This window comes from Planktothrix mougeotii LEGE 06226, assembly GCF_015207485.1.
In the GTDB taxonomy this organism is placed as follows: Bacteria; Cyanobacteriota; Cyanobacteriia; order Cyanobacteriales; family Microcoleaceae; genus Planktothrix.
Window position 1 is genome coordinate 19,886 of sequence record NZ_JADEWU010000008.1, and the last position, 25,330, is coordinate 45,215.

The 25,330-nt window shown below is 37.7% G+C and carries 27 protein-coding genes and 1 pseudogene; 13 read left to right on the plus strand and 15 right to left on the minus strand.

Annotation, left to right across the window (positions count from 1 at the left end; translation table 11 throughout):
- Positions 1–45 precede the first annotated feature (45 nt).
- Genes IQ236_RS05680 through IQ236_RS05690 form a run of 3 tightly spaced genes read left to right on the plus strand, consistent with a single transcriptional unit; the run spans position 46 to position 2,689 of the window.
- Complete coding sequence (locus IQ236_RS05680; protein WP_193868362.1) at positions 46–696, plus strand: HAD family hydrolase; 651 nt, start codon at positions 46–48, stop codon at positions 694–696.
- A gap of 29 nt (positions 697–725) precedes the next feature.
- The gene (locus IQ236_RS05685; RefSeq protein WP_193868363.1) at positions 726–1,841 is read left to right on the plus strand and encodes an AAA family ATPase; all 1,116 of its coding nucleotides are present in this window, start codon (positions 726–728) and stop codon (positions 1,839–1,841) included.
- Positions 1,832–2,689 (plus strand): hypothetical protein, encoded by an 858-nt coding sequence (locus IQ236_RS05690; protein WP_193868364.1) that lies wholly within the window; start codon positions 1,832–1,834, stop codon positions 2,687–2,689. The genes IQ236_RS05685 and IQ236_RS05690 overlap by 10 nt, the downstream gene beginning before the upstream one ends.
- Here the strand turns inward: IQ236_RS05690 and IQ236_RS05695 are convergent.
- From IQ236_RS05695 to ureE, 5 genes are all read right to left on the minus strand, one after another.
- Positions 2,679–4,643 (minus strand): adenylate/guanylate cyclase domain-containing protein, encoded by a 1,965-nt coding sequence (locus IQ236_RS05695; RefSeq protein WP_193868365.1) that lies wholly within the window; start codon positions 4,641–4,643, stop codon positions 2,679–2,681. The two genes, IQ236_RS05690 and IQ236_RS05695, sit on opposite strands and share 11 nt — an antisense overlap.
- A 114-nt stretch (positions 4,644–4,757) precedes the next feature.
- Positions 4,758–8,495 carry an MHYT domain-containing protein gene (locus IQ236_RS05700; protein ID WP_193868366.1) on the minus strand — a complete coding sequence of 1,246 codons (3,738 nt, stop codon included), beginning with the start codon at positions 8,493–8,495 and terminating at the stop codon, positions 4,758–4,760.
- The gene (locus IQ236_RS05705) at positions 8,492–8,698 is read right to left on the minus strand and encodes a hypothetical protein (RefSeq protein ID WP_193868367.1); all 207 of its coding nucleotides are present in this window, start codon (positions 8,696–8,698) and stop codon (positions 8,492–8,494) included. Before IQ236_RS05705 ends, IQ236_RS05700 begins: the two co-directional genes overlap by 4 nt.
- Complete coding sequence (locus IQ236_RS28425; RefSeq protein WP_456107200.1) at positions 8,653–8,802, minus strand: hypothetical protein; 150 nt, start codon at positions 8,800–8,802, stop codon at positions 8,653–8,655. The genes IQ236_RS05705 and IQ236_RS28425 overlap by 46 nt, the downstream gene beginning before the upstream one ends.
- 201 nt (positions 8,803–9,003) lie before the next feature.
- Complete coding sequence (gene ureE / locus IQ236_RS05710) at positions 9,004–9,447, minus strand: urease accessory protein UreE (protein ID WP_193868368.1); 444 nt, start codon at positions 9,445–9,447, stop codon at positions 9,004–9,006.
- 129 nt (positions 9,448–9,576) lie between these two features.
- On the opposite strand from ureE, the gene IQ236_RS05715 reads away from it, so the two are divergent.
- The 6 genes from IQ236_RS05715 (at position 9,577) to IQ236_RS05740 (ending at position 15,607) form a co-directional block, all read left to right on the plus strand.
- Positions 9,577–10,254 (plus strand): response regulator transcription factor, encoded by a 678-nt coding sequence (locus IQ236_RS05715; protein ID WP_193868369.1) that lies wholly within the window; start codon positions 9,577–9,579, stop codon positions 10,252–10,254.
- On the plus strand, positions 10,220–11,584 hold the full coding sequence (locus IQ236_RS05720; RefSeq protein WP_190518116.1) for a sensor histidine kinase: 1,365 nt from the start codon (positions 10,220–10,222) through the stop codon (positions 11,582–11,584). The genes IQ236_RS05715 and IQ236_RS05720 overlap by 35 nt, the downstream gene beginning before the upstream one ends.
- Before the next feature lie 237 nt (positions 11,585–11,821).
- Positions 11,822–12,265 carry a hypothetical protein gene (locus IQ236_RS05725; protein ID WP_190518117.1) on the plus strand — a complete coding sequence of 148 codons (444 nt, stop codon included), beginning with the start codon at positions 11,822–11,824 and terminating at the stop codon, positions 12,263–12,265.
- Between the two features lie 481 nt (positions 12,266–12,746).
- Positions 12,747–13,457, plus strand: a complete 711-nt coding sequence (locus tag IQ236_RS05730; protein WP_193868370.1) for a hypothetical protein — start codon at positions 12,747–12,749, stop codon at positions 13,455–13,457.
- Positions 13,458–13,589: 132 nt separating this feature from the next.
- Positions 13,590–14,603 carry a (S)-8-amino-7-oxononanoate synthase BioU gene (gene bioU / locus IQ236_RS05735; RefSeq protein ID WP_228041442.1) on the plus strand — a complete coding sequence of 338 codons (1,014 nt, stop codon included), beginning with the start codon at positions 13,590–13,592 and terminating at the stop codon, positions 14,601–14,603.
- Positions 14,604–15,094: 491 nt separating this feature from the next.
- A complete protein-coding gene (locus IQ236_RS05740; protein WP_228041443.1) occupies positions 15,095–15,607 on the plus strand; it encodes a DUF3122 domain-containing protein in 513 nt (170 codons plus the stop codon).
- Positions 15,608–15,620: 13 nt separating this feature from the next.
- Here IQ236_RS05740 and IQ236_RS05745 read toward each other — a convergent pair whose 3' ends face one another.
- The 8 genes and pseudogenes from IQ236_RS05745 to IQ236_RS05780 all read right to left on the minus strand — a co-directional run bounded on the left by IQ236_RS05745 (position 15,621) and on the right by IQ236_RS05780 (position 22,348).
- On the minus strand, positions 15,621–15,953 hold the full coding sequence (locus IQ236_RS05745; RefSeq protein ID WP_193868371.1) for a hypothetical protein: 333 nt from the start codon (positions 15,951–15,953) through the stop codon (positions 15,621–15,623).
- Positions 15,954–16,106: 153 nt separating this feature from the next.
- Positions 16,107–17,183 (minus strand): coiled-coil domain-containing protein, encoded by a 1,077-nt coding sequence (locus tag IQ236_RS05750; protein ID WP_193868372.1) that lies wholly within the window; start codon positions 17,181–17,183, stop codon positions 16,107–16,109.
- 79 nt (positions 17,184–17,262) lie between these two features.
- Positions 17,263–18,264, minus strand: a complete 1,002-nt coding sequence (locus IQ236_RS05755; RefSeq protein ID WP_193868373.1) for a coiled-coil domain-containing protein — start codon at positions 18,262–18,264, stop codon at positions 17,263–17,265.
- A gap of 63 nt (positions 18,265–18,327) precedes the next feature.
- A complete protein-coding gene (locus IQ236_RS05760) occupies positions 18,328–18,693 on the minus strand; it encodes a hypothetical protein (RefSeq protein WP_193868374.1) in 366 nt (121 codons plus the stop codon).
- 162 nt (positions 18,694–18,855) lie between these two features.
- Positions 18,856–19,410, minus strand: a pseudogene (locus IQ236_RS05765) (hypothetical protein); the annotation flags it as partial.
- Positions 19,411–19,512: 102 nt separating this feature from the next.
- Positions 19,513–21,231, minus strand: a complete 1,719-nt coding sequence (gene ltrA, locus IQ236_RS05770) for a group II intron reverse transcriptase/maturase (protein WP_193868446.1) — start codon at positions 21,229–21,231, stop codon at positions 19,513–19,515.
- Between the two features lie 587 nt (positions 21,232–21,818).
- Entirely contained in the window at positions 21,819–21,980 is a 162-nt protein-coding gene (locus tag IQ236_RS05775) for a hypothetical protein (RefSeq protein WP_193868451.1), read from the minus strand.
- 107 nt (positions 21,981–22,087) lie between these two features.
- Positions 22,088–22,348 carry a hypothetical protein gene (locus IQ236_RS05780; RefSeq protein ID WP_190518129.1) on the minus strand — a complete coding sequence of 87 codons (261 nt, stop codon included), beginning with the start codon at positions 22,346–22,348 and terminating at the stop codon, positions 22,088–22,090.
- Between the two features lie 318 nt (positions 22,349–22,666).
- Between IQ236_RS05780 and IQ236_RS05785 the strand changes: the two genes are divergently transcribed.
- The 4 genes from IQ236_RS05785 (at position 22,667) to IQ236_RS05800 (ending at position 24,346) form a co-directional block, all read left to right on the plus strand.
- A complete protein-coding gene (locus IQ236_RS05785) occupies positions 22,667–23,005 on the plus strand; it encodes a helix-turn-helix domain-containing protein (protein ID WP_190518131.1) in 339 nt (112 codons plus the stop codon).
- A complete protein-coding gene (locus IQ236_RS05790) occupies positions 23,006–23,641 on the plus strand; it encodes an ImmA/IrrE family metallo-endopeptidase (RefSeq protein WP_190518138.1) in 636 nt (211 codons plus the stop codon).
- A gap of 149 nt (positions 23,642–23,790) precedes the next feature.
- Positions 23,791–24,096, plus strand: a complete 306-nt coding sequence (locus tag IQ236_RS05795; protein ID WP_193868375.1) for a hypothetical protein — start codon at positions 23,791–23,793, stop codon at positions 24,094–24,096.
- 34 nt (positions 24,097–24,130) lie between these two features.
- A complete protein-coding gene (locus IQ236_RS05800; protein WP_193868376.1) occupies positions 24,131–24,346 on the plus strand; it encodes a type II toxin-antitoxin system HicB family antitoxin in 216 nt (71 codons plus the stop codon).
- Here the strand turns inward: IQ236_RS05800 and IQ236_RS05805 are convergent.
- A complete protein-coding gene (locus IQ236_RS05805) occupies positions 24,312–24,737 on the minus strand; it encodes a DUF29 family protein (RefSeq protein WP_193868377.1) in 426 nt (141 codons plus the stop codon). The two genes, IQ236_RS05800 and IQ236_RS05805, sit on opposite strands and share 35 nt — an antisense overlap.
- A gap of 20 nt (positions 24,738–24,757) precedes the next feature.
- Positions 24,758–25,297, minus strand: a complete 540-nt coding sequence (locus IQ236_RS05810; RefSeq protein WP_193868378.1) for a peptidoglycan-binding domain-containing protein — start codon at positions 25,295–25,297, stop codon at positions 24,758–24,760.
- Positions 25,298–25,330 lie beyond the last annotated feature (33 nt).

Sequence of the window (25,330 nt, forward strand, 5' to 3'; positions counted from 1 at the left end):
TAATTAGAGTAGGTTAAAATCCCGGTTTCTATACTCTATTTTATCATGCTTAAAGCAATTTTATTTGATTTAGATGGAACTCTTACTAATACTGACCCCTTCCACTATCAAACTTGGGCAAATGTTTTAGAAACTCATCAAATTACGATTGATTCAAGCTTTTATAAAACTCATATTAGTGGCAAAACAAACACTGAAATTGTCAAGAATTTATTTCCTCACTTTTCCGAAAAAGACGGATTAAAATTAGCTAATTTAAAAGAATCTAAATTTAGAGAATTAGCCGTTAATTTAGAACCCTTACCCGGATTAAACGATTTTTTGGGATGGGTCAAACAACAGTCTTTTAAAACAGGTTTAGTGACGAATGCCCCCCGTGAAAATACAGATTTTATGCTGGAAACCCTGAATCTATCGAATTATTTTGATAGTGTTATTTTATCCGATGAAATTGGAATCGGAAAACCAGATCCGGCTCCTTATCAATATTGTTTAAATCAATTAAATATTCTAGCAGAAGAAGCGATCGCCTTTGAAGATTCTCCCTCTGGAATTCGGTCTGCAATTGCTGCGGGGATTAAAACCATTGGGGTTGCTTCCACTCATGAGCCTAAAATTTTAACAGATTTAGGGGTGGCATTGGTGATTGAGGATTTTACCCATTCTGACCTTGAAAAAATTTATGCTAGAATCTAAGAGTATCTTGAGTCTGAGGAGATAAAAAAATGAAAATAGAATCTATCTCGATTCAAAATTTTAAAATATTTGAAAATCTTGAAGTTTCCTTCAAAAATAAAACCTTGGATGAAGTGAGTGATCGATTTTTAATTTTGGGTGATAATGGCACAGGAAAAACAACTCTCCTTCAAGCTATTGCACTTCCTTTAGAACTCGCCACCCAAAAAATTCAGCAACCCTCTGCTTTTAATTGGTCAGGATTTTTGTATAATCGATTTTTTCGCTGGGGAAAACCTAGAATTGAACTTAACGTTTCCTTTAGTGATGAAGAATTAGAAGCGACTCGTGAAGTTGCATTGAGATGGTATTATGGAACTTCTGATGAGTTCAGACCAAAAGATTTTATAAAACCCGGTAACAGTCCTTTAGTTAAAGTTATCCTTGAAGGTGGTAATTGGAAAGTAGGAAATACACTAGAGGAGCATTTTCAGTTTCAAGGACGTTACTATGCTAGAAAAATTATTCAAGAAAGAGGAGATCAGTCTGTTCGTTCAGAGTTGGGCAAATTACCGGGAATCTTTTGGTTTGATCAATTTCGGAATCTTGTTTCAAACCCTAGTAGATCCTCAGAAATCAGTGATGAAAATGGACAGGAAAAAAATATTAAAGATTTCTCAAAAATCGGTGTTGGTCGTCTGCGTCAATTTCTCATTAATTGGCGAGAAAGACAGGAATCTGGATTTCCTCCTTATGAAACCGATTATTTAGTAGAGTTAGAAACATTATATACAAAAATTTTTCCTGAACGTTCTTTTTGGGGTTTAGAGAGTTTGCCTAATCTTAATTCTCCTACAGAACGAGATACTTATTTCCTATTAAAATATAAAAATCGTACCTACGATCTAGTAGAAATGTCAGCAGGAGAACAGGCAATTTTTCCCATTTTATATGAAATTGTCAGACAGCAAATTGCTTATTCAGTTGTTTTAATTGATGAAATTGACTTGAACCTTCATCCTCCGGCATCTCAATTTTTAGTTCGCCAACTTCCGAGAATTAGTCCGACCAGTCAATTTATTTTTACCACCCATTCTGATGCGGTTAGAGATGTCGTTGGTGAAACAGAAACTTACCGATTGAATCAGGAATCATTATGTCTGTAAATGTAAAGATTCTCTACTGTGAAGGGAATTCACAAAGTCCTGATCTGCGAGTAATTTCTCAAATTGTTCCTAGAGAATGTAGAATAATTGGTATTGGAGGAAAAACATTTAATTTTGCTCTGAAAGTTATTAGCGATAGAATCACTAACCCTCGATTAGCTGGTTTGGCAGATAGAGATTTTCATGATATCAATTTTATTCCTGATCAAACTCCTTTGGAATGGTCAGAGCAAGGAACTTTCGTAGGTTGGGTTTGGGAGCGGAAAGAAATAGAAAATTACCTCCTAGATTCGGTTGTGGTTCAAAAGGCTTTAGGTCATAAAGCACCGCCTATAAAAGAATATGAAATAGCATTACAAAAAGCAGCTGAGATTCTAGCAAATTATACAGCTGCCAGAGCTACACTATCATACTTCTATCTTCAAAATTCTTGGGGAGAGCAGATCAGTAAAACCTATCGATTTCCAGGGTTATCAAGCTTAGGGAAGGATAAATGTCGAGAAAACATAAAACAAATTTTTGATAAAAAGGTAGGAGATAGAATTTTAGATAGGGATCAAATTTTAAATAAATTTGATGAATTTCGTAAACAATTGCGTCCTGGAGGTGAAAAATTTCAATATTACTTAACTTTTTTTGCAGGCAAAGATTTACTATATCTCATGAAAGAACCCTTAGAAAAATTTGGTTTTTGTTCTAAAGATCCGAGAGCCGAATTCATTGAACGAGTGTTAAAGGGTCTGGAAAACAGTCCAGAAAATGTATGGACTTGGCTACCAGAATGGAAAGAACTTAGAAAACTGATCGAAAATACGCAGTTTGATCACAATGGCTCTATCAGCGAGTAAAAATGGTAGCTATTGCTTGCTGCTGAATTAACCAATAAGTGGTCATTTCTCCTTTCCCTTTGACTTCAACTTGTCCCCGTTTTTCAAAATTATAGCGATGTTTTAACCGTTCATAGGTATTTTCTGTGACTTGAATTTTACCCGGTAAACCCGATGATTCCATGCGAGAAGCAACATTTACGGCATCTCCCCACAAATCATAAATAAACTTTTTCACGCCAATAACTCCAGCAACCACTGACCCTGTATTGATGCCAATTCGCATTTGTAAAGGTTCCTGATATTTAGCTTGAAAATGAGCGATCGCTCCTTGCATATCTAATGCCATTTGAGCAACAGATTCCGCATGATTTGTATTTGGAAGAGGTAATCCACCAACTACCATATAGGCATCCCCAATGGTTTTAATTTTTTCTAAATTATGCTTTTCTGTCAGTTCATCAAAAGCCGAAAAAATCTCATTTAAGATATTAACTAATTCATCGGGTTTAACACGCATGGATAGGGGTGTAAAACCAACAATATCAGCAAATAAAATCGTGACTTCATCGAATTGTTCAGCAATAGCACTGGTATCTGTTTTTAAGCGTTCCGCAATAGTTGCGGGTAAAATATTAAGTAATAATCGTTCTGAGCGTTCCTGACTTTCTTGCAAGGCTCTATCGGTGATTTGGCGCTCTAATTCGGCTCCGGCTCTAGCTGCAAAAATTTTTAAAACGAGTTCTCTAGTTTGGTCATCTTGCATCGGATTTGTATCTAAAACTGCAATATGACCAATCACAATTCCCGTTGAATCAATTAAGGGAATTCCTGCATAACTGCGGGCTTTTAATTCGACTAAATCTTGATCTTGGGGAAAGCGATTAATAATACCATCAGAATAACAAGAATATTCCTTATTGGCAATAACTTCATGACAAGGTGTTCCTTTTAAGTCATACTCGATATTATCAATAAAGTTATTCTGAAGCCAAAATGCTAAGGTACGAACTCTCGTTTTTTCGGGCGTAGAACATTCAGTCACAACAGTATAACGAACGCCTAAAATTTCAGCCAAACCTCGAACACAGGAGCGAAAGAATTCATGACCTGTTTTAGAAGCCGTCCCTTCCACAATTAATTTTAAGGCTTCTTCCCGACGTTTACGCTCGCTAATATCTCGGATAACACAAAGAACTGAGGTAGAAGAAATCGGGGAAAGATTCGCACATAAATCAGTTTTCTTATGATTAAGAGTTAAACGATATTCTACCTCGATTTGGGATTGAGTTTTTATGGCTTTTTGAATACCCTCTAGCAAAATATCGGCTTGTTTTTGAGGTAAAATTTCATGGATTTTTTTGCCAATTCTGTCTTGGTCTGGTTTATATAATAACTTCGTATTGGGGGTAGCAATTTTTAGATAATGTCCTTCCCCATCAAACACTAGAATAGATTCCGTCATGGCTTTAAATAAAGCTTGAAGTTCGGCTTCAGATTGTTCTAAATTTTTAGTAACTGTTTGCAGAGAAGTGACCGTTTGTTGCAAGGCTTCATTTTGATTTTGTAGTTTTTTCTGGAGAAGTTTAAGTTGTAATTGAGTTTGAATACGAATCAAGACTTCTTCGAGTTGAAAAGGTTTTGTAATATAATCTATTCCCCCAACTTGAAAAGCTTTTACTTTATCTTTAACCTCATCTCCAGCACTTAAAAAAATAATCGGAGTCGAACGGGTTTTTTCATCTTCTTTGAGTTTTTGACAAACTTCATAACCTCCAATTCCCGGCATATTAATATCGAGCAGAATCAGGTCTGGAATCACGGTTCTTGCCGCCATTAAACCCACTTCTCCATTAATAGCTTTGCGAACTTGATAACCTTGCTGGGTGAGGAAATCTGATAAAAAACGAATATTATCAACATTGTCATCAACAATCAGAATATCCCCGATAAATTCCTCTTGATTAATATTCATAAAAACTCACTTTCTGATCAAATAGGATAGAGTGAATCAATAACAAAAGCTTAAAATTTTATCTGTTAATTTAATCCCCTGAAGATTAATATTGTTTTGGGTTGATGCCGGCTTTTATGATTTATAAGCTTCAGTAAATTTTAAAATAATTTGAAATTGAAAATTTTCAGTTAAATCCTTCAATTTTTCAATTAGCACTTGATTGTCTGGGGGAATTTGCTCAATTAAATCTAATATTTTTAGATCGCTTCCTTGAGCAGCGGCACAATAGAGATGACTTTGCCACTCTGGAGACATTGTGTTCAGAAGATCACCCAAATCCTCTGCTGAACGTTGAGGATGTTTGGGAGCCGATGTTTCCAGTGGCAATTCATCCTGTTGATACAAATATTTTACACCTAAATGTTGATTAATTTTATCCAATAAATGATCAGCTTTGAAGGGTTTAGCAATAAAATCCTCACAACCCGATGTTAAAATTTCTTGCTGATTTTCCTCAAAGACACTCGCGGTTAAAGCAATAATTTTAGTTTGTTTTCCGAGAGATGTTGCTTTGATTAAAGCTGATGCCGTTAACCCATCCATCACGGGCATTCTGACATCCATTACAATTAAATCAGGTTGCCAAGTTTCCCAACAATTGATGGCTTCTTGACCATTTCCAGCTTGTTGAATTTTAAACCCAATTTCTGATAATAATTCGCTTAATAATAAACAGCTATCCAAATTATCATCTACAATTAAAATTCGATATTCAGGTTGATTGGGAGCCAGGGAAATCACCTTAGATTTATTAGCATTGCAGGAAAATTCACAGGAGTCTAAAAAATGAATCGGAATTTCAAACATAAATAAACTTCCGGCTCCGAGTTGACTACTAACATGGATATCTCCTCCCATGAGTTGTATATATTTTCGACTAATGGCTAAACCCAATCCTGTTCCTTGATTAGAATTCCGTCCTGATTCTGTTTGCTTAAAGGGTTCAAATAGTAACTGTATTTCTTCAGAGGAAATTCCTAATCCTGTATCTTCAACTTCAAATAAAATAAACTCCGATTTTTCCTGAGAAGAGGAATTAACTGAAAGATTTTTCAGGTCAATATTGGCTGAATTTCCCTCCTCTGAGTTAGGAGATAATGAAGATTCAGACTTAAAGATTTGATATTCACGTTTTACTCTTAATGTAACTTGACCTTGGGTTGTAAATTTAATCGCATTGCTTAATAAATTTAATAAAACTTGTCGCAATTTTCCTTGATCCGTTTGCAAATAACGGGGTAAGTTAGGTGCATATTGAAATTGTAATTGTAACCCTTTAGATTCTGCTTTCATCTGCAACATTTTTCTTAACCCCTCTAAAAGATTAATTAAATCAAACTGATGTTCATTAAAGGTTGTTCTTCCCGCTTCAATTTTAGACATTTCTAAAATGTCATTAATCAAGGTTAATAAATGTTCACCCGCATGATTAATAATTTCAAGATACTGATGATGCTTGGGAGATAGAATTGTATCTTCATTCATCAATTGAGTAAACCCTAAAATGGCATTTAAGGGAGTTCTTAACTCATGACTCATATTGGCTAAAAATTCCGATTTGGCTTGATTAGCCGCATCAGCAGCCGCTACTGCTTTTTGAAGTTCGATAGATTGTTTTTGGGTTTTTTCTAATAATTCAGCTTGCTGTAAAGCTACCCCTAATTGATTACTAATTTGCACTGCAATATTAATTTCTTCCTGTTTCCACTGACGGGAACTAGAGTTTTGATAGGTGGCGAGTAATCCCCATAATTGATGGTTAGAAAAAATGGGGACGATAATATAAGCTCTGGCTTGTAAACTTTCTAATAACTGAATGTAACATTCGTCAAAATTAGCTTGATAAATATCAGGAACAGCCCGGTAATTGACTCCCTGACTATACAACCCTCCTTGGGTGGTTTGAAGATAAGTATCTTGGATGACAGGGGATAAATAATTAGGCTTGGAGTTACTCTCAAATAATTTAACAGTACACCGTTCATTCGCAATAGCATTTTCTTGAAGTTTAGGATGATAATTTTGTTCTTCAAATAAAGAAATCCATCCCGCATTAACAGATTCTGCAATGAATTCCCCACTCCAGTCAGGACGAAAACGATACACTACAACTCGATCACAATTAATCACTCGTCTTAATTCTGAAGCGGTGGTGGAAAAAATGGTTTTGATATCTAAGGTTTGGCGCATCCGTTGGATGGCTTTTGCTAACGCTTGTTCTCGTTCTAAACTTTCTTGTAATGCAATTTCAGTATTTTTGCGATTGGTAATATCTTCAGAAATACACAGCATATGAGTGGTTTTTTGATGGTTGATAATGGGGATTTTTAAAGTTCTTAATAAAATGTCACCCTGAGCAGGAGTCTGAATTAAAATTTCAGGAATTTCTATCGGTTTTTGGTGAGTTAAAGCCTCTAAAATATGGGAACGAAAATGCTGGGCTTGTTTTTCAGGTAACAGATCATAAATGTTTTTTCCTAAAATTTGCTCGCGGCTAACTCCAAAGATTTTTTCACTGGCTTTATTCCAAAGAACAAATTGAAAGTCACTTTCAACATTTTTAACATATAAAGCCAAAGGAATATTCTCAATAATCGTATTTAAAAATTGTCGTGATTTTGCTAATTCTTGATCCAGGTTTTTGCGTTCTGTGATATTATTAAAGGTACAAACAATCCGTTCTAATTTTTGGTCTTCATTAAACTCAGGATCAATATTCAACAATAACCAATGAAGGGTTGCAGAAGACTGCTGTTGATCTAGCCCAATAATTAAATTGCGGATGGGTTGACCTTGGGCGATCGCTTGATGAATGAACTCCATTTTTTCCCCCAAGGGTTTGCCTTCTTCATTGAGAAGTTTCACGGGTAATGAAAATAGATTTTTTCCCTCTAATTGGGGTTCAATGGGAAATAACAAATTTTGAGCAAATTGATTACTCAAAATAATCTCTCCTTGGGGCGTTAACAATAACACGCCCACTGGCATTTCTCGAATCAGAGAACGAAAGCGTTTTTCACTTTCTTGCAGGGCATTTTGATATAGTAATTGAGCGCTATAACGTTGATCTAACAAAGACGTAACTAAAGTTCCCACCAATAGCATTAAGGTCACGATTCCTATTTGCAATGCTAAACCGGAATGGGCAGAAATTTCCTCAGAATTAAACGTAATAGAAGACTGTTCAATAATTTTAGTCGCCCACATTCCTGTGTAGTGCATTCCACTGATGGCAATCCCCATGACCAGGCTACTGCCTCCCTTAATCCAATTCAACCCAGAGGTACCTGAATGTCTTAAGTAAAATGTCATCCCCAAAGCAGCAATTGAGGCAAAAATAGCGATGGCAACAGACATCAGAACACGGGCTAAATTGTATTCCATCACAGCGCCTGGAATCATCATGCCTGCCATTCCCACATAGTGCATGGACACAATGGCTAATCCCAAGACCACCCCACCGGAAAGCACTCCGATGAGTTTAGGTCGATTCCATAACAGCAACGCCAGCCCAGAGGCGAGCACACCCACCCCCCAGGATAGGATAGTAATCTTGAGATCGTAGGCCACCCGGAGAGGAAGTTGAAACGCCAACATCCCGATAAAGTGCATTGACCATATCCCTGTTCCCATCGCCAGTGACCCTCCCCAGGCCCAGAGGAGACGCTTCTTGAGGGGGGATTCGGGTGTTACCCGTCCGGTTAAATCCAAGGCCGTATAAGAGGCAATCACCGCAATTAAAAAAGAGAGAACCACTAAAGACGGTTGATAATGACCTTGAATCACCGTCATCATGAATAAAGATTTCATATTTGAGTTTTTGAATAATTGATGACTAACGGTTGACTAGAAACAGTCAAAGCTGAATCTAAGCAGTGTTGATTAAAATGGCAAACGGGAAAGGGAAGGGTTTCATGGTGTCCAAAGGCATACAGGGGAATGGAAATCATAAATTCTGTGCCTTTTGCTAACTTAGAATTACAGTATAAATAACCTTGATGAGTAATGCCCAATCAAAGGGTACATCCTGACGCTTTTTAACAATATAAATCAGTTCAATTGAAATCAAAAAATAAGCCCGACTAATCGCACTATCTGATATAATATGCAAGCTCACCCGTTCAGGCTTCTCTAAATAGCGTAGATAAGATCATCCTTCGAGGGAAAGTTTTGCCCAAGCAAAGTGTAATTTTGTTCGAGATTATTTAACCATCATCGGCTTAGAATGTAAGACCTGATGATGCTCATCTATTGAATTAAATTGATTTGTGCTTTCCTAAAGCTAATCGTTCTTGAATTGTTCTGGGAAGGCTGGATATCAAGATGAATGATGATGTCCATAAGCCCCTCGTTCAGGATAAAAAGCGGCCGTTTCTTCTTGAAGGGTTAATCCCATTTGCACTAACATTGAAGATAATACTCCATCGGGGGAAAATCGTAAATAGTCCGAGGTAATTTCTAAAGGAACATGACGATTTCCTAAATGATAAGCCGCTTTTAATAAATCGAGGGAAGAGTTTGCCCTCACGGTAATAATGGGTTCTGGTTTAGCAATGACTTTAGCCCAACAATCTTGAGTATCCGAGGTTAATAAATCTCCTTCTTTTAAAACTATTCCTCTAGGTAGACGAATATAATAGGTTTCACCCTCTAAAGTTTCAATATACTGACGAGCTTTGGTTCGTTGTTCAGCCGTTAAAGGTAGATAAACGTTAACGCATTGATTGTCATTGGCTAGATGGGATTGGGTAAAAATAATCATAATAGAATTTAATTGGAGCTTGTTCTCAATTCAGAATCAATGTTATTATATTAGCTTTATATTATCAAGTCTAATTGTTTGATTAACATTGTAAAATTAAAGTATACCCTTTGGATGATGAGTCAATCCATGAAGTTATTGCTGGTTGAGGATGATGAGCGAGTCACGGAAGCACTGGTTGAATATTTGACGGATCAACATTACTCAATTGATGTCGCCCACGATGGAGAAATCGGTTTACAAATGGCAGAGAGTTCTAATTATAATCTAATTATACTGGATGTCATGTTACCGAAACTCGACGGAATTACAATTTGTAAACGTTTACGAGAAAAAGGTTATAACACTCCCCTGTTAATTTTAACAGCAAAAGATACTAGAACGGATAAAATTCTAGGCTTAGATGCAGGGGCGGATGATTATGTGGTTAAACCCTTTGATTTAGAGGTTCTCTCAGCGAGAATTCGAGCCTTACTTCGTCGATGGGGAGAAAGTTTACCTCCAGTTCTTCGATGGGAACATTTACAACTAGATCCGACTTCTTGTGAAGTGACTTATCAAGGTCAACTTCTCTCTTTAACCCCAAAAGAATATCGATTACTTGAACTTTTTCTCAGAAATGGTCGTCGTGTATTTAGTCGCAGTGCAATTTTAGATTTACTTTGGTCATGGGAGGAGATTCCGACAGAAGCAACGGTTAAAACCCATATTAAAAGTTTACGATCTAAACTCAAAGCGGTTGGTGCTCCGGGTAATTTAATTGAAACAGTCTATGGTTTGGGATACCGACTTAAAGAAAACTCGTGATTTTAATTTTAGATATTTAAGATGGCATTTATTATTGTCTTATTTAACGGTAATGGCAGCCATTTTATTCTTGTTTGCCCTCGGCGTTTATCTATTTTTTAGTTATAGTTTTTATCAGCAATTAGATGAAAAACTTCGAGTCTTAGCCCAATCTGCTGCCCCTTCCTTGAGGGAAGTAGAAAAACGAGGGAATGAATATTTAGATCAAATGTCTGTTTTTCCTTGGCGAGACTTATTTAACCGTGATCAACAAAGTTTAGAATGGTTTAATGCCAAGGGAGAATTATTAGCTCAAAGAGGAGAATTAGTCTTGTATTTTCCTCCTCAACCCGGCGTTTCTAAGATTCACTTATCCCATCATCCCTTTGCCATTCATACCTATACCATTTCTGTCTTTACAAATTCATCCAATAAAAAACCCATTTTAAAAGGGTTTATTCGCGCTAGTCAATCGACTGAATCGATTAAAATTTCTCAAAAACAATTATTATTCTGGTTAGGAATTGGGGGATCTCTAGCGTTAGGATTAGCAGGAATTGGCGGGTTATGGTTAACACAAAAAGCCTTAAAACCCATTGAACAAAGTTATAAACAACTCAAACAATTTACTGCCGATGCTTCCCATGAATTACGCAGTCCTTTAACAGCCATTAAAACCTCTGTGGATGTGATGTTAACTCATTTAGAACGCATTCATCCCAAAGATCTCAAAAAACTCTCCGCCATTAGTAGTGCTACCGTTCAAATGAATCATCTCGTCGATGATTTATTATTTTTAGCGCGAACAGATGTTTCAGCCTCTAAACTTTCTCATGAATGGCTACCCATTAAACTCCATGAACTTTTGCAAGATGTGATTGATTTAATTGCACCTTCTGCTCAAGCTAAACAAATTCGCTTCATTGCCCATGTTTCTATCAATTTAATGATTTATGGAGAGCCCACTCGCCTCAGTCGTTTATTTTCTAATTTATTAGAAAATGCCATCCAATATACCTCAACCGGGGGTAAAATTACCGTATTTTTAAAGAAGCAAAATCGCTTTGCTGTCATTACCATTAAAGATACAGGAATTGGAATTGCAGAAGAACATCTACCCTTCATTTTTGACCGTTTTTGGCGGGCAGATAAAGCGCGTTCTCATCGGGAAGGAGGCACCGGACTAGGGTTGTCCATTGCTCAAGCGGTGGCGCTCCAACATGGAGGTAAAATTACGGTCGCCTCTAAATTAGGAGTCGGGAGTTGCTTTTTTGTCCATTTACCCCGTATTTCTTCAACCATAACAGGGGCCAATTTCCCGAAGAACTCTGACTTCAAGTCTTTAACTTAAGTTATCTTTCCCAGATCTTCACTTTTTCGGTTTAAGTTAAAACTAAGTATCAACAATCGATGAATCATTGTTAAAAAAGTTTATGAAAATTAAATTTTTTTTACATCACCTCTGAAATTTGGGTAAGCACCCCGACTGGGACTTACCCCCCACTCTCCTCTTTTCTACGGAGAAAAGTTTGCAAGTTGCCTTTCCTGTATCGGTTATCCGTCCCCCTATCTGGCTTTTAGTTATCCTATGAATACTGTCGTTTCCGTCAATTGTAACTGTCAATTTCATCAAGAAATTTATGTTTTAATCAGCCAACTTGAACACAAAATTAATACGATCAACTCTGGGAATAAATTACAGATTTCTTGGCGAAATCAACAGGATAGAATGACTACAGAATTAGCAAAAGTTCGAGAAATATTGGATTTATACAAGCTTCAATGCGTTGAGAAAAACCTAGAAAATAATGAACAGTTTATTCAAGGCTACCAAATGGGAAAACAATGTAATCAAGTCTTATATGATGCCTCTCAAATTCCTATTCAAGAAGTTAAAATGGCATTAGCTTTAGATCTCAACCAAAATCCGGTTCCGCCTTATCTAATGGGAATTCAAGTGGGGTGGAGATTGGGAGTTGTCGAACAAAGTTTAACTCGATTTTTACCCGATGAGAAAACGAATATTGCTTGACTTCGCTTATCATCAACCGAAGGAACGGGTGTGAAGACTTGATTTCAATTAGAGTGTTATGGGATATCTAATCATGAGCTTGATTATTGCTAAAAACCTTGACATATTAAGGGTGTCAACGATTTTAAAGTTTATTTTTAATTTAAAAAATGATTTCTGGATTTTATTAAAAATTAAACCCTTTCTAAAGATAGATAGAATCTTCTTTCTCCCGACAGATTAAGTGTTAAAAGAATTTTGGATATCTTTAAAAAGATCGGGTTCAGGGTTCATAATCTTTAGGTTTAAAAAACAAGGTCAGCAAAGGAAATTAACCCTTATTATTGTTTCCTTTGGTTTTTACTATCCTTATTTTTTTGCATTTTAAGAGCAGTGTTTATTCCTTTAACCTTTAGAGCAAACCCAAGGGATAACCCATCTATTCCCGATCAGTTCATCTAAATCATTCATTTTTAATTAAAATGAACCTGGGGAGAAATGTATGAATAATCAAACTCGAAATAATTCCTATTCTAATCGGAATACTCCTTCTGAACACGGATATACTTCTGAACCAGTACGGGATGAATATATTCGTCAAACCGAAAGAACAAAAGCCAACAATGAAGCGGCATGGGGTACTTTAATTGGCATTGGAATTGCTACCTTATTAGCATTAGGAATTGGTTCTCTGGTTTGGCCGAGTTTATTTAAACCCAATGACCCTCAAGCTCCCACCGTTGGGCCAGAACAAACCGAATCCAATATCCCTAACAATGAACCGAGAACCCAAGAACCTCAGCGAGATACGGTGATTATTGAGAGGAATCGGACTCAAGTGGTTCCGGTTCCCGTAGAAACCCCCCAAGCTCCTAGCCCTCAACCGACACCCAATGTTGATGTGACCGTTCCCCCTGCGGCGCCTCAACCTGCACCGAATGTTGATGTGACCGCTCCCCCAACGACACCGGAAACCTCGCCGAATACCTTACCTAATACCGATGGAACGTTATTAGATACCAATCCTAGACCCACTTCTGACCCATCAGTCCAACCGCCCAGAGCTTCTGACACCGAGGGGTCTGGGGAAACGACCACCCCCGCAGAACAACCCCAAAGTCGTCTCGACTCCACTACCCCTGATGAGTTAGTGAGTAAAACTCAAACTCAAACCGGAAATTCATCTGGGTTATTCCAGGGTCGCCGTGATTAATCGTTGTTTTCTCCTGCGCGTAGAATAACCTCACCCCCCCAGCCTCCTTTGCGGCAAGGACATGGGGGGTTATTCATTGCGGATGCCTGAATCCTGAGATAATAGAAGATTGTCTAAATTTAATCAGATGTCATGAGTTCAGTAATGGTTAATTCAGGTTTGTCTCCGATTCGGATTGGCATTTTGGGGTTTGGCGGGTTAGGACAAGCCGCAACACGGGTTTTAGCTGGAAAACAGCAAATGCAGTGGGTGGCCGTAGCCGATCAAAAAGGATATGCTTATGATGCCCAGGGGCTGAACCCGAATCGCTGTATTGAAGTTTACCAATCTCAAGGATCAATCGGGTATTTAGAACCTAATGGTGTTCTCAGTCATCAAAGTATTGAAGAGTTAGTAAAAACCGCCCCCAACGTCGATGGCTATTTTCTGGCTTTGCCGAATTTACCCAATGATTTTATGGCGAGTGTGGCTAAAACCTTTATTCGCTTGGGGTGGAAAGGGGTGTTAGTCGATGCGATTAAACGCACCAGTGCTGTTGAATTATTATTAGATTTAAAAGAAGAGTTACAAGCCGCTGGAATTACTTACATGAGCGGTTGTGGTGCGACACCGGGGTTATTAACCGCAGCCGCTGCTTTAGCCGCCCAAAGTTATACGGAAATTCACAGCGTTAAAATTACTTTTGGAGTCGGAATTGCTAATTGGGAAGCGTATCGCGCCACCATTCGAGAAGATATTGGTCATTTACCCGGTTATACTATTGAACAAGCCAGAGCTATGAGTGATGGGGAAGTGGAAGCTTTATTAGATAAAACCAATGGGTTATTAACTTTAGAAAATATGGAACACGCCGATGATATTATGTTAGAATTGGCGGGAATTTGTTCACGCGATCGCGTTACAGTAGGGGGGATTGTTGATACTCGCAACCCGAAAAAACCCTTAAGTACAAATGTTCAAGTTACAGGTCGGACATTTGAAGGAAAAATTTCTACCCATACCTTTACGTTAGGGGATGAAACCAGCATGGCGGCTAACGTTTGCGGGCCAGCTTTTGGATATTTAAAAGCGGGAATTCAACTCCATCATCGCGGGATTCACGGTTTATTTACGGCGGCTGAAATTATGCCTCAATTTGTTCGTTAAAACTGAATTCTAGTCCCAGAAACCGGGTTCCTGAAGGGAGCTTAATAGATGATAATTAACCTTAAAGAGAAACCCGGTTTCTAAGATTATAACATCCCTTCTTTAACCTTCATCCTAACGCTCAACTATGCCTCTATATGAACGAGTTTTACTACTGATTATTTATACTTGTTTGACCTCTTTAATTGTGGTGTTTTCTCTCTGTTTAGGTTACGCCATGATACATTTTACCTTATTTGGTTCCTTTCGCTGAAGAATTTTAGGGCTGTGAGCGATCGCAATGTTTTTAGGATACTAAAGCGCGTATGAATCTTTAAGTTTATCGGCGGTATAAAAACAATGTTGCAAATATATTAGCAAGCAAAACTAAAGTGATGAGTTACTTGCAGATTCATTGGATGTCAACCCAACTTGACAAATATAACTCAAAAGATATATAATAATTTAGCGACATAAAATCATTGCCTATTTTTTTAACTCAAAATAATAAAATGATGTTTAGATTATTAACCCGAACTCTAGTGATTGGAATCACTTTATTTTTCCTAATATTAGGAAGTAATTTTTTAATCCCAGAACCAGCCAATGCTGCCATTCTCAAACAACAAGAATCCCCCGAACAAATGTTGTATCAATCCCGCCATAGTTTACGGGATGAAACTGGAAAATCTTGGCAAGTTGTTCTGTTTAAACGAGTGAAGGATGGAGAGGTTAACACGATAGATTTACGCCTAGTAGGATTTCCTGATCAAGCTGTATTTCTTCATCCTAAAGGATTAGAAATTATCACTCGTCAAGGCAGACTTTTTCAAGCTGAAGATCAATTTGCTAACAATGCACCTGCTCCTAATGTAGGTGAATATAACCTCAAGAAAATTTTACCCCAACTCTCCTCAACGGAACAGGTTAAATTAAATTTACCGTTAAAAGATAAACAACACAGTTTAACTCTTCCTGCTCCTATCATTTTAGAGTGGAAAGAATTGATCAACGAGGAGAACTGATAAAAATTGATCTTCAAATATTAGGGGGGTTTAAAAAATGTAAATCCAAAACTTTTTTAATCGAATCACTTAACAGTTGAACTTGATTTTCTCCCAAGGTTTCACTTGAATTTAATTCTGGTTCTGAAACCATTTCTGTTAGTTGAGAATGAATTTCAGGATTAACATCACAAAACTCGATAATCGCTTCTGTAACCGATTCAATACGTTCGGGTTCGGGTTCTGTTTCTGAATCATCCAAAACCGTTTCTAATCGAGTTAAATCCTTTAAAATTTCGCCTTTAAATAGTTCGGGTTTATGAGTAATAATGTCAGAAAAAAAGGTAATAACTTGTTCGGATTTCATGGGAGTGAGCATCCTTACTAAAATTGACAAACATTTATTGATACTAGATTAGCAAGATTTAGCTGAAAATGGCAATAAAAAATGATTTTGTTTCAAAAATCAATATCCTCGGTAGAGACGTGCCATGGCACGTCTCTACAGGTGAATTCAGTTTTATTTCCCTTTATTGGGGTTTTTAGCTTGTTCTAAGGCAATTTCTTTGACGGCTTGGAAGGAACTGACGTTAGAAGCACCTTCAATGGCTTTGACCGCTAAGTCTTGCACCTGTTTTAACGCCGAATCTAATTGTTTGGATAAAGTTTGTAGACGAGTATCTTGACTTTGAATCGTTTCCATTAAGGACTTAACGCGCAATTCATAATATTGTTTCTGACCCTCCACTTCCTTTGCAAATAAATCGGCTTTAATTTTAGCTTGATAATTCCCAATATTTCGTCCTTGATCTTTTCCGCGTTTGATATTTTCTTCTAATTTTTGAGGGAATTCTTCTACTTTAGCTTTAACCTCAGAATAGAGTTTTTCCCGTTCAGCAATCATTTTTTCCCGTTCATTCCATTGTTTTTCCTGTTCTTCTTGCAAATCTTCAACCAGTTTATATAAGTTTTTCTTCGTTTGTGAATAGGTATCGTTATCGACATCTCGTTGTAGTTTCAAATTATAATCATAGGTTTCCTGATCTCGCAACTGCGATTTTTTATAAGTTTCATTTCGTTCTTTAACAATGCGTTGATGTTCTTCCTGTTCTTTTTGCCATGCTTTTTGTTGTTCTTGAATTTCCTGTTCTAAGGTTTCTCGTCGTACACTTAATTCCTCATCAAAGGTTTTAGCACTTTCTTCATAACGTTGAACTAAATTATCTAATGTATCATCGTCAACGGTTTCTAAATCATGTAATTCTTCTAATTGTTGCAATTCATGAGTAACGGTTTGTCGCAATTCTCCCAATTTCATAGCTTCTGAAGTTAACGCTTCTGATAATTCACTCACCGCACTTCCAAACCCGGTTTGTAATAACAATAAATTCTCAATAGTTTGCTGCATTTTTGGCTTTTTAACAGCAGATGTAGTGGTCATTGGTTTAATTTCCTCCTTACGGGTTTGTGGAACTTCATTGCGAGTAGAATTAAGTTTTTTAATCTGTGCTTCTAACGCATTTTTTTCTTCATTTAATTCTTGATAAGCTTCCAAAATTTCAGCTTTTGTATTGCGGTCATTCATTTTTTTTGTCATAGTTTATGCTGCCTTTTTTTGTTTCTATTTGTAGAAAAATTGTGCTTTTGCAAAATACCAGAATATTGATTTTCAATCTCTATTTATTGCCAGTATTAGCAGTGGTTGAACTGGAAAACGCCCGCATAGCTAGATCTTGAGCTTGTTTTAATGTTTCTTGTAACTGAGTTGAAATTTGGGTAATTTGTTCATTTTGTCGTTGAATGGTTTGTTCTAAAGATAGAACTTGTAACTCATAACCCTGTTTTGTAGATTCCCATTCTTTTGTCAATAAATCAGCTTTAACCTTCGCTTCTCGTGTTGCTTCTTGAATAGCCTCTTCTTTAGCCGTATTAAAGGCTTGTTTTAGTTCTTCTTCATATCCTGCAACTTGCTGTTGATGTGCTTCAAATTCCCCTTGATTTGCTGTTAAAATTCGTTCCCGTTCTGTCCAATTTTTCTCTTTATCTTGATTTAATTCTTGTAACTCTCGTTCTAACTTCCGTTTCATGTCTTCATATTCATCAGTTTCAATGCGTCGAGTTCGTTCCAGTTCATAATTATAATCGGCTTCTGCTTGTTCACGACTGCGCGTTAAACGTTCTATTTCCTCTTCAACTAATATCTCAAATTCCTGTTGTTCTTTTTCCCAAATTTTGTGTTTTGTTGTTAGATCTTTCTGCACACTTTCTTGCTGAAGCTTGGCATTATGTTCTAATAAACTTAACTTTTCCTGATGTTCTTGGGTTAAAATATGAAGAGAGTCAGCAACAATGCGAATTTTATGAATTTCTTTTAACTGTTGAGTCTCAATTTCAATTCCTCGTTTTAACTCCTCTAACTTTGTAGATTCCGTGCGTAATTTTTCCGTTAATTCTGTTATAATAGAACCAAAATCAAGTTGTAAATCCGCTAACCCTTTAACAATACTATCAACCGTATAGGTTGCTGCGGTTTCTAAGATTTGTTTACCTTTTTCTTGTTCCGCTTCCTGTTCCTTCGTGGCAACTTTCGATTCAATTCGCTTTTGTTCAGCTAAAATTTGTTGAAAAGCGGTTAAGAGTTGGGTTTTGTTACTAGGGACAAAAGGGGAATAGGTCATGTTAATTTTCTCCATTTACAGAATAATTTAGATTAACTACAATTCTGGATATCCAGTTAAAGGTTAATTCCGTTTTCGCAGTTGGGTAACAATATCTTGATATTTTTCAGTAGATTCGGAATCAAGATTTGTTGAGTTTTTAGCAAGTTCGTGCAAAATCTTTTGACAATTTTGACACCGATTTCCTTGCCAACAATAGCAATCTTTAACCAAGTTTAGCAATAAATTTTGCAATTGTTGATTTTGATCTAACAACGCTTGATAATTCCGTTGAACCGATTGAATCACTAAGAATAAATGCTTAAAGTCTTCCCCGATGTTTTCCAAATCCTGCATCGTATCTTGACGCACTTGATTTGTTAATTCACAGGTTTTCATTAATTGATGCTCGATGGAATCAGGAGGGTTTAACTTGATGGTTTTTTTCATGTTTTCCTAAAACGAAAAAATCAAAGTGATGATACCCAACTTTTAAACATCGGGATGTTCTATAACACCTGTTATAAAAACCGATATTGTAAGGACGGGAGAATTACCTAAATTGATATAACCCGTCCTCACCTGATATAGGGGTAAATTCCCCTACAATACTTACGCAGAAACTTGAGTTAAAGCCGGAGGTAATGCGATATCTTGTCCTGAATTTAACCTTAATTCAGAATGTTCTTCTCCTTTCGCATAAGCCGCCATTAAACAGGCAATTTCATGGGGAGGTAAGTTATCTAAACACACCATTTTTCGGGTTCCTTCCAAGTCAATCATCCGCGATAAATTACTCGCATCAGATAAAACTGCCGCCGCTTGTTCCACCACAGACCAATCAGTCCGTTCTTGCCAAGACCATTTTAAGCTATAATAATTAATCGGTTTTACGACTCCATTTTCATCGGGTTTTTGACCGGAATGCTTAGTAAATTCAGGAACAAAAATTCCCGTTGCAGGTTCAACTCCTCGCGCTTGAACAGAAGCGACTAAACGGTTAAAATCACTCAACCCCCGTGATTTTAAATAGGTCACCATCACGACCCCTTTTGGCAGTTCTCCTGATTCTGCGACAAACCAAATTTGACCCCATAAGGTGTGTTCCGTTTGTCCTAAACTGCCAAAAAATTTGCTAAACTTAAGAATGGTCATGGAACAGTTAGAGTCGATTAGGAAGTTACCTTCTTAACCTCTCCTTCAGAACCGTGCATGAGACTTTCACCTCACACGGCTCCTTGATAATTCCACCTTTGTTACAGGTACGATTCAAAACGGTTTATTGTTATGATTCTTAATTAAGGAACCATCATTAGCCGTTTTTGTGTCGTGACAATGTTTGTGTAGAAGTTGTAGGTTATCATAGGTGTCTTTCCCGCCTAATGATGTTGGTTTGATATGGTCAACTTCTACAATGTCTGTACTTGTAAAGTACAGACCACAGTGAGAACAAATACCTTTCTGTTTCTTAATTAATTTTGAAACTCTATTGGGAGTTTCCGGGTATTCGCCTCTTCGTTTACTCCAATAAGTCCAGTCTCCATCAAACGGACTAGCTTTGCTTTTAACCTTTGTATGCCTGACAATTTGCGTACTGGAATGGGTTAATAGTTCTATTCCGTCTTCTGTACTGAAACACCAACTTTTTTTTCCTACTGTTCTCCAGTATTTGTCTTTATTGATGTTCCCTTTTCCCCTCGTTCTTGCCCATGCTCTTAGCTTATCGTAGATTAGATTATCTACTTTGGAGAAACTTTCTTTGCTAATTACTGTTGAGTAATAGTTTGCCCAACCTCTAATAATTGGATTTAGCTTGCTAATTAAGGCAGCTTGAGGTGCATTTTTATGGCTATCTATTACTTCAGCTATTTTAGCAAGGTGAGCTTTAGTTTTTGTTTTTGAGGGTGTGATTAATGTTTTAAAACCTAGTGGGATTCCTTCAGAACTATAGGCACTTCTGTAGTTTCCTACTTTGTGTTGTTGAATATGGAATCCTAAGAACTCAAACCCAACATTTCCATCAATTTCATTGAGGGTGTGAGTTATTTTTGTTTTACTTGGTTTTAATTCCAATCCCATATCACTTAACCAGTCTGCGATTATCTCTTGACATTCTTTGACTACGTTTAAATCCTTATGGATTATTACGAAATCATCGGCGTATCGGATTAGACTCAGGGATTGGCGATTATCCCGCTTTTTCCCTTTTAGAGTTTCTGCATATTGCATAACTCTTTCTTCCAGACCATGTAGGACTATGTTTGCAAGTAAGGGTGAAATTACCCCTCCTTGTGGTGTACCTTCATTAGTAGGAAAGAGTTCTTTTCCGTCACAATATCCTGCTTTGAGCCATGCTTTAATTTGACGGCTTAATGTGGGATATGTGTGTATTTTGGAGAGTAACGCTTTATGGTTTATGCAGTCGAAACATTTTGAAATATCAGCATCAAGTACATATTTGGGTTTCTTATTGATACTGATATATATTGCTTCGATTGCGTCGTGACAGGAACGTCCTGGTCTAAAACCATAACTGTTTGGCTCGAATTTAGCCTCCCATTCTGGTTCTAACGCTAATTTGACTAACGCTTGTAATGCTCTGTCGTGTATCGTGGGTATTCCCAATGGACGGGTTTCAGTTGTTCCAGGTTTAGGAATCCTAATTCTACGAGTAGGTTTGACCTTACCTGTTAACTTTAATCGTCCTACAAGGCTCATCCGTTGTTTTGGGGTTAGAGATTTAACTCCATCCACTCCTGCGGTATTTTTGCCTTGATTATCTTGTGTTACCCGACGTACAGCGATACATTTTGCCGACCAGGAATTAATCAGGGTCTTTTGGAGTTTGCGAACTGCTTTAACATCACCTCGTTCACTCGCTCGAAATATGCGCTTTTGCAACTTGAACGTCAATCTTTCAGCTTTACGCCAATTGATTTGGTTCCATTCCACCGTCTGATTTTTATTCAGCGTTTTAGACATATACATTGCTACTTGTTCTATTTCTTTGGAATTACCGAGCATCCGTCAGCATATCCCTTGCATTACCAAGGGCATTCGCTTCTGATACCATCCCTCCCCTAACTATCATTCGTTAGCTACTTACTGGTTATCGACCTTTTGCCAGAGATAATTAGAGGTTAATTCGTTCCGATTACACATTTGTTTGAAGTCTTTAGCGCGATGCTTTCCACCGGGTTTATTGGGCGGTGCTTATAAGTCAGTCCAAAAACTGCTTATGCCCTATCCTTGCCTTTTGGCTTGGTGTTTTCAAGTTTTTACCTTGATTTAGCCATTACACCATTCTTATGTAACGATGGTTCGGACACATCTTTGCTTACGCTACGCATGGACTTCTTGCTCGATAGTTACCAGATTTGGCTTCTAGTATTTCTACCTTTTAACCCCGCTTTAGCTTAATAGTTGCTACCCAGTAAACTAGGGGTTATGCTTTCACCTCAGCACTTGAGGGATGGGACTTAATTCACAGAATTTCACCCATAAATGTAATCAGTTATCACTAACTGTTTGAGCAGTTAGGCTAACCGTCCCATAAGCTTTTGGCTTATTTTAGGTTAAACGAATCGCACTTTAGAACCATAATCCGTATCCCCGATTGTCCACTGTCCCGCCTGACAATTATTGCGAACTGAAATAGGAATTTCAGGAACTAATAAAGCTTCTTTGGGTTTGGCTCCAAAAACGGTAAAAGTTGCTTTTTCTAATGTTTTTGTCATTTTATTTTCCTTTATTTTCTAAATTTTAGACGCAATTTTTCTCGATTAGGGTGAGTAATTCGATTTTGAATTTCTTCACCCTAATTGTGCTTTAATTCGGTAATAGTCTATCGAATTAAATGGGATTGTTTTTCCGGTTCAGGATAAGAATAAAATGCCTCTTGTTGAGCTTTAAGAATGCGTAAAGCTGCCAACAAATGCTCTAACAAATGGGTATGAGCGGTGGTAAAATGAATACTAAATCCTTCCCCATCCCGTGCATAACCCGGACATATTAACGATGCTGAACCTTGTTCTTCATGGGTAGTAATATAAAGCCAATCATCGTCTTCTAATTTGTAGTGGGTATCTGTCCAAGTTCTGAGCATGGCAGTTTTCCTCCTGTATGGATTTTGGGCTTTTTATTAAAACCTCAATCCCAAATTGATTGGGTTCGTACACCACCCGATCAAAGTTGAATGATCTGGCTTTTGCAACAAACGCTATGGGAGACGTTTGGATATTGAACTTTTGTTCAACTAACCCTATCTTAGTCAATGTTGACTCAATCGTCAAGTCTGAGAGCAAAATTTTTTACCTTGATTTTCCAATCTCTACCTTCTTACGGCGTGTAAGCAGTAGACTGGTTGTAGCGGGTTGAAATTTTCTTCAAACCAGTTTATTATGGGAGTCAGGAGGAATGTACTGTGGAACAAACCTTTGGAAAGCTAATTCGTCAGGCTCGTAAAGAGAAAGCCTACTCACAGCGTCAGTTAGCGGCGTTGTTGCAAGTGGATTTCACCTATTTATCGAAGCTGGAGAATGATCGCGCGGACTACCCACCCAAAGAAGACGTGATTCGGGGGTTGGCGCGGAATCTGGGTTTAGATGAGGAGGAGTTAATCTTCTTAGCTGGGCGAATCCCTCAGCATTATGAGGCATTTCTCAAAGAAAATAATAAGAGCATGACGGCATTATTCCGCCGAATGCAGGAAAATCCCAACTTTGCCCAACAAATTTTTGAGGCTGTCCGGGAGGTTGAATAAGTGAGTATCCTGAAGCCGTACCGCTTTTATCGTCGAGAGTCGATTGAGCGTCGGGCCAATGATCTCTTGCGACGGATGCAAACCACGCCAAATTTTGCCCCAGAGTGGCCGTTTGAGGCTTCTTTTGTGGCAGATTTCCTCGATTTAGGGGTGGTTTGGGATTGCATTCCCCCCGATGATCACGGGGCGATCGCGGCTCGAATCTTGCCAACGGAACGACTCATCGAAATTAATGAGGAAATTCAAGAAAAACCCAAGGGCTTTATTGAGTCTACCATTGCCCATGAAATCGGTCATTGGGTATTACATATTAATCATGATCAATTAGAGTTGGGAGCATCAGAATCTTCGGACAATCAATTGGATGAACCCTTTGTTTGTCGAGGTGCTACGATGGAATCTCATCTGGCTTCAATTGAATGGCAAGCGCAATATTTTGCCAGTTGTTTATTAATGCCTCGCCATGTTTTAGATGAAAAACGCCAAGGACGAGATTTAACGCAATGGCGACACCTTTATAAAATTAAAGATGAGTTGGGGGTGAGTATTTCTAATTTAACGAATCGTTTACAAGAATTGGGTTGGATTTCTATTCCCAAAGGGGAACGTACAATCTACCCCGGAAAAGCTGCATAAACCCTCGTTCCAAGGCTCTCGCCTTGGAATGTTATTAAGGAGGCTCCGCCTCTTTTTCGTGGGTGGTAAAGTTATTAATACTTATGTATAGGCGATCGCACCAATTTAAGTTAATATAATTGGCATCCAGAATAGGGAGCATATCAACAATGGCTCGAAAAGTATTAGGGATTCATTTGGTTTGTAGAAATGGGCTTAATATTGAAGAATTAGGAGACGGTCGATTTAAAAGTGGGTATTGGAAAGTATCGGAACAAGCTGCTGATACCGCACTCTATTTAGCACTTCACGACGCGAAAAATCTTGACTCTTATAAACAAGGCATAATTGAAAGTTGGGAACACGATGACGGTGACGGAGGCAGAATCATTTTTTATGTAAAAGAATTTGATAGACCCCTAGAATGGGTGGGTGATGGAACAGGAGAAAAAGGATATTGTTGGTCAGAAAAGTAGGGGTTAGTCATTCCCAAAATAAGGACAATATTTTATGAGTCAATTTTTAGAACATTTAACGATTGAGACAGAACAGGAAGAGGATGGACGCTGGATCGCAGAAATTCCTGAGATTCCAGGGGTGTTAGTCTATGGTGACTCTCTACAAGAGGTAACGGTAAGAGTTCAGGCGTTGGCTTTACGGGCGATCGCAGACAAGCTAAAGCATAGCAAATTTAACCCTCTAGTATCAACCCTAACGCTCGATTAATAATCTCTTGTTTATTAACCATTTTTTCTAATTCTTCCGATTGATAACGTCCTTCTTCGACTTCTAAAGAAGCTTGATCAATCGCATCAGGATAAGCTGCTTCTAACGCTTCGGCTAAATCTTCAGAATTAAGGTAATACCCTCCTGCTTTCCGACGTTTATTTTTTCGTTGAATTTGTCGAATCGAATTGCGGATAGAAATATCCCAAGAGCGAGTTGTTCTATTTTCCGCTTGTTGTTTAATTAAATGCAACAATAAAATAATACTATAACTGATAATATTATTAATTTTGTCATCTCGGCTCATTTCTTCCAATTCTTCAACAACAGCTAATGATCCAGCAATATCTCCCTTGAGGAGAAGAGCTTTTAAGGTTAAGAGTTCTTCCATAATTATTAATTTAATCTGAATTAAACAACAGGCTCAATAAATCGTTGATTGGCTCGAATAAAAAACGCCCCTCCTTGATAAGAAATGACTAACCAAGGTTTACCAACTTGATCAAATTTAATCGGATAACGATATTCAGGATGGAGCATTAACACCGTATTTGTGGGAAAAGTCATATCGATAGAATAGTTAAATCCGGGGCCACTGCGAGCATTTAAGGTTTTAGAACAAATGACGCGCCATTGTTGCCAATTTCCATTGAGGAAATCTCCTAATTCATTAGGGACGGGACGAAGTTTATGTTCAGCAGAATAGCCAGAATTTTGATTAACATCCGTAGAATTTTCAATGGCGGTTACGGCTTCTTGAATTTTGAGACGAGTTGCATCCCCAATGATCCCATCAATGGGTAATTCCATTTCTTCTTGAAAGGCTTTAACCGTTGCTTCTAATTGTTCATCAAAGGGCATTCCAAACCGCCCAATATTATAACCTAAGCGTTCTAACTGATATTGAATTTCTCGAACATGAGCCCCTAATGCGCCTGGTTTTAAAATCATGCTTAAATTCTCCTTTCAATCTTCCGGTTTTAT

What these genes read in the sequence shown, in the direction of transcription:
- IQ236_RS05680 (WP_193868362.1), top strand. Translation starts at nt 46, where the DNA reads ATGCTTAAAGCAATTTTATTTGATTTAGATGGAACTCTTACTAATACT.
- IQ236_RS05685 (WP_193868363.1), top strand. Translation starts at nt 726, where the DNA reads ATGAAAATAGAATCTATCTCGATTCAAAATTTTAAAATATTTGAAAAT.
- IQ236_RS05690 (WP_193868364.1), top strand. Translation starts at nt 1,832, where the DNA reads ATGTCTGTAAATGTAAAGATTCTCTACTGTGAAGGGAATTCACAAAGT.
- IQ236_RS05695 (WP_193868365.1), bottom strand. Translation starts at nt 4,643, where the DNA reads ATGAATATTAATCAAGAGGAATTTATCGGGGATATTCTGATTGTTGAT.
- IQ236_RS05700 (WP_193868366.1), bottom strand. Translation starts at nt 8,495, where the DNA reads ATGAAATCTTTATTCATGATGACGGTGATTCAAGGTCATTATCAACCG.
- ureE (WP_193868368.1), bottom strand. Translation starts at nt 9,447, where the DNA reads ATGATTATTTTTACCCAATCCCATCTAGCCAATGACAATCAATGCGTT.
- IQ236_RS05715 (WP_193868369.1), top strand. Translation starts at nt 9,577, where the DNA reads ATGAAGTTATTGCTGGTTGAGGATGATGAGCGAGTCACGGAAGCACTG.
- IQ236_RS05720 (WP_190518116.1), top strand. Translation starts at nt 10,220, where the DNA reads ATGGTTTGGGATACCGACTTAAAGAAAACTCGTGATTTTAATTTTAGA.
- IQ236_RS05725 (WP_190518117.1), top strand. Translation starts at nt 11,822, where the DNA reads ATGAATACTGTCGTTTCCGTCAATTGTAACTGTCAATTTCATCAAGAA.
- IQ236_RS05730 (WP_193868370.1), top strand. Translation starts at nt 12,747, where the DNA reads ATGAATAATCAAACTCGAAATAATTCCTATTCTAATCGGAATACTCCT.
- bioU (WP_228041442.1), top strand. Translation starts at nt 13,590, where the DNA reads ATGAGTTCAGTAATGGTTAATTCAGGTTTGTCTCCGATTCGGATTGGC.
- IQ236_RS05740 (WP_228041443.1), top strand. Translation starts at nt 15,095, where the DNA reads ATGATGTTTAGATTATTAACCCGAACTCTAGTGATTGGAATCACTTTA.
- IQ236_RS05745 (WP_193868371.1), bottom strand. Translation starts at nt 15,953, where the DNA reads ATGAAATCCGAACAAGTTATTACCTTTTTTTCTGACATTATTACTCAT.
- IQ236_RS05750 (WP_193868372.1), bottom strand. Translation starts at nt 17,183, where the DNA reads ATGACAAAAAAAATGAATGACCGCAATACAAAAGCTGAAATTTTGGAA.
- IQ236_RS05755 (WP_193868373.1), bottom strand. Translation starts at nt 18,264, where the DNA reads ATGACCTATTCCCCTTTTGTCCCTAGTAACAAAACCCAACTCTTAACC.
- IQ236_RS05760 (WP_193868374.1), bottom strand. Translation starts at nt 18,693, where the DNA reads ATGAAAAAAACCATCAAGTTAAACCCTCCTGATTCCATCGAGCATCAA.
- ltrA (WP_193868446.1), bottom strand. Translation starts at nt 21,231, where the DNA reads ATGTATATGTCTAAAACGCTGAATAAAAATCAGACGGTGGAATGGAAC.
- IQ236_RS05775 (WP_193868451.1), bottom strand. Translation starts at nt 21,980, where the DNA reads ATGACAAAAACATTAGAAAAAGCAACTTTTACCGTTTTTGGAGCCAAA.
- IQ236_RS05780 (WP_190518129.1), bottom strand. Translation starts at nt 22,348, where the DNA reads ATGCTCAGAACTTGGACAGATACCCACTACAAATTAGAAGACGATGAT.
- IQ236_RS05795 (WP_193868375.1), top strand. Translation starts at nt 23,791, where the DNA reads ATGGCTCGAAAAGTATTAGGGATTCATTTGGTTTGTAGAAATGGGCTT.
- IQ236_RS05800 (WP_193868376.1), top strand. Translation starts at nt 24,131, where the DNA reads ATGAGTCAATTTTTAGAACATTTAACGATTGAGACAGAACAGGAAGAG.
- IQ236_RS05805 (WP_193868377.1), bottom strand. Translation starts at nt 24,737, where the DNA reads ATGGAAGAACTCTTAACCTTAAAAGCTCTTCTCCTCAAGGGAGATATT.
- IQ236_RS05810 (WP_193868378.1), bottom strand. Translation starts at nt 25,297, where the DNA reads ATGATTTTAAAACCAGGCGCATTAGGGGCTCATGTTCGAGAAATTCAA.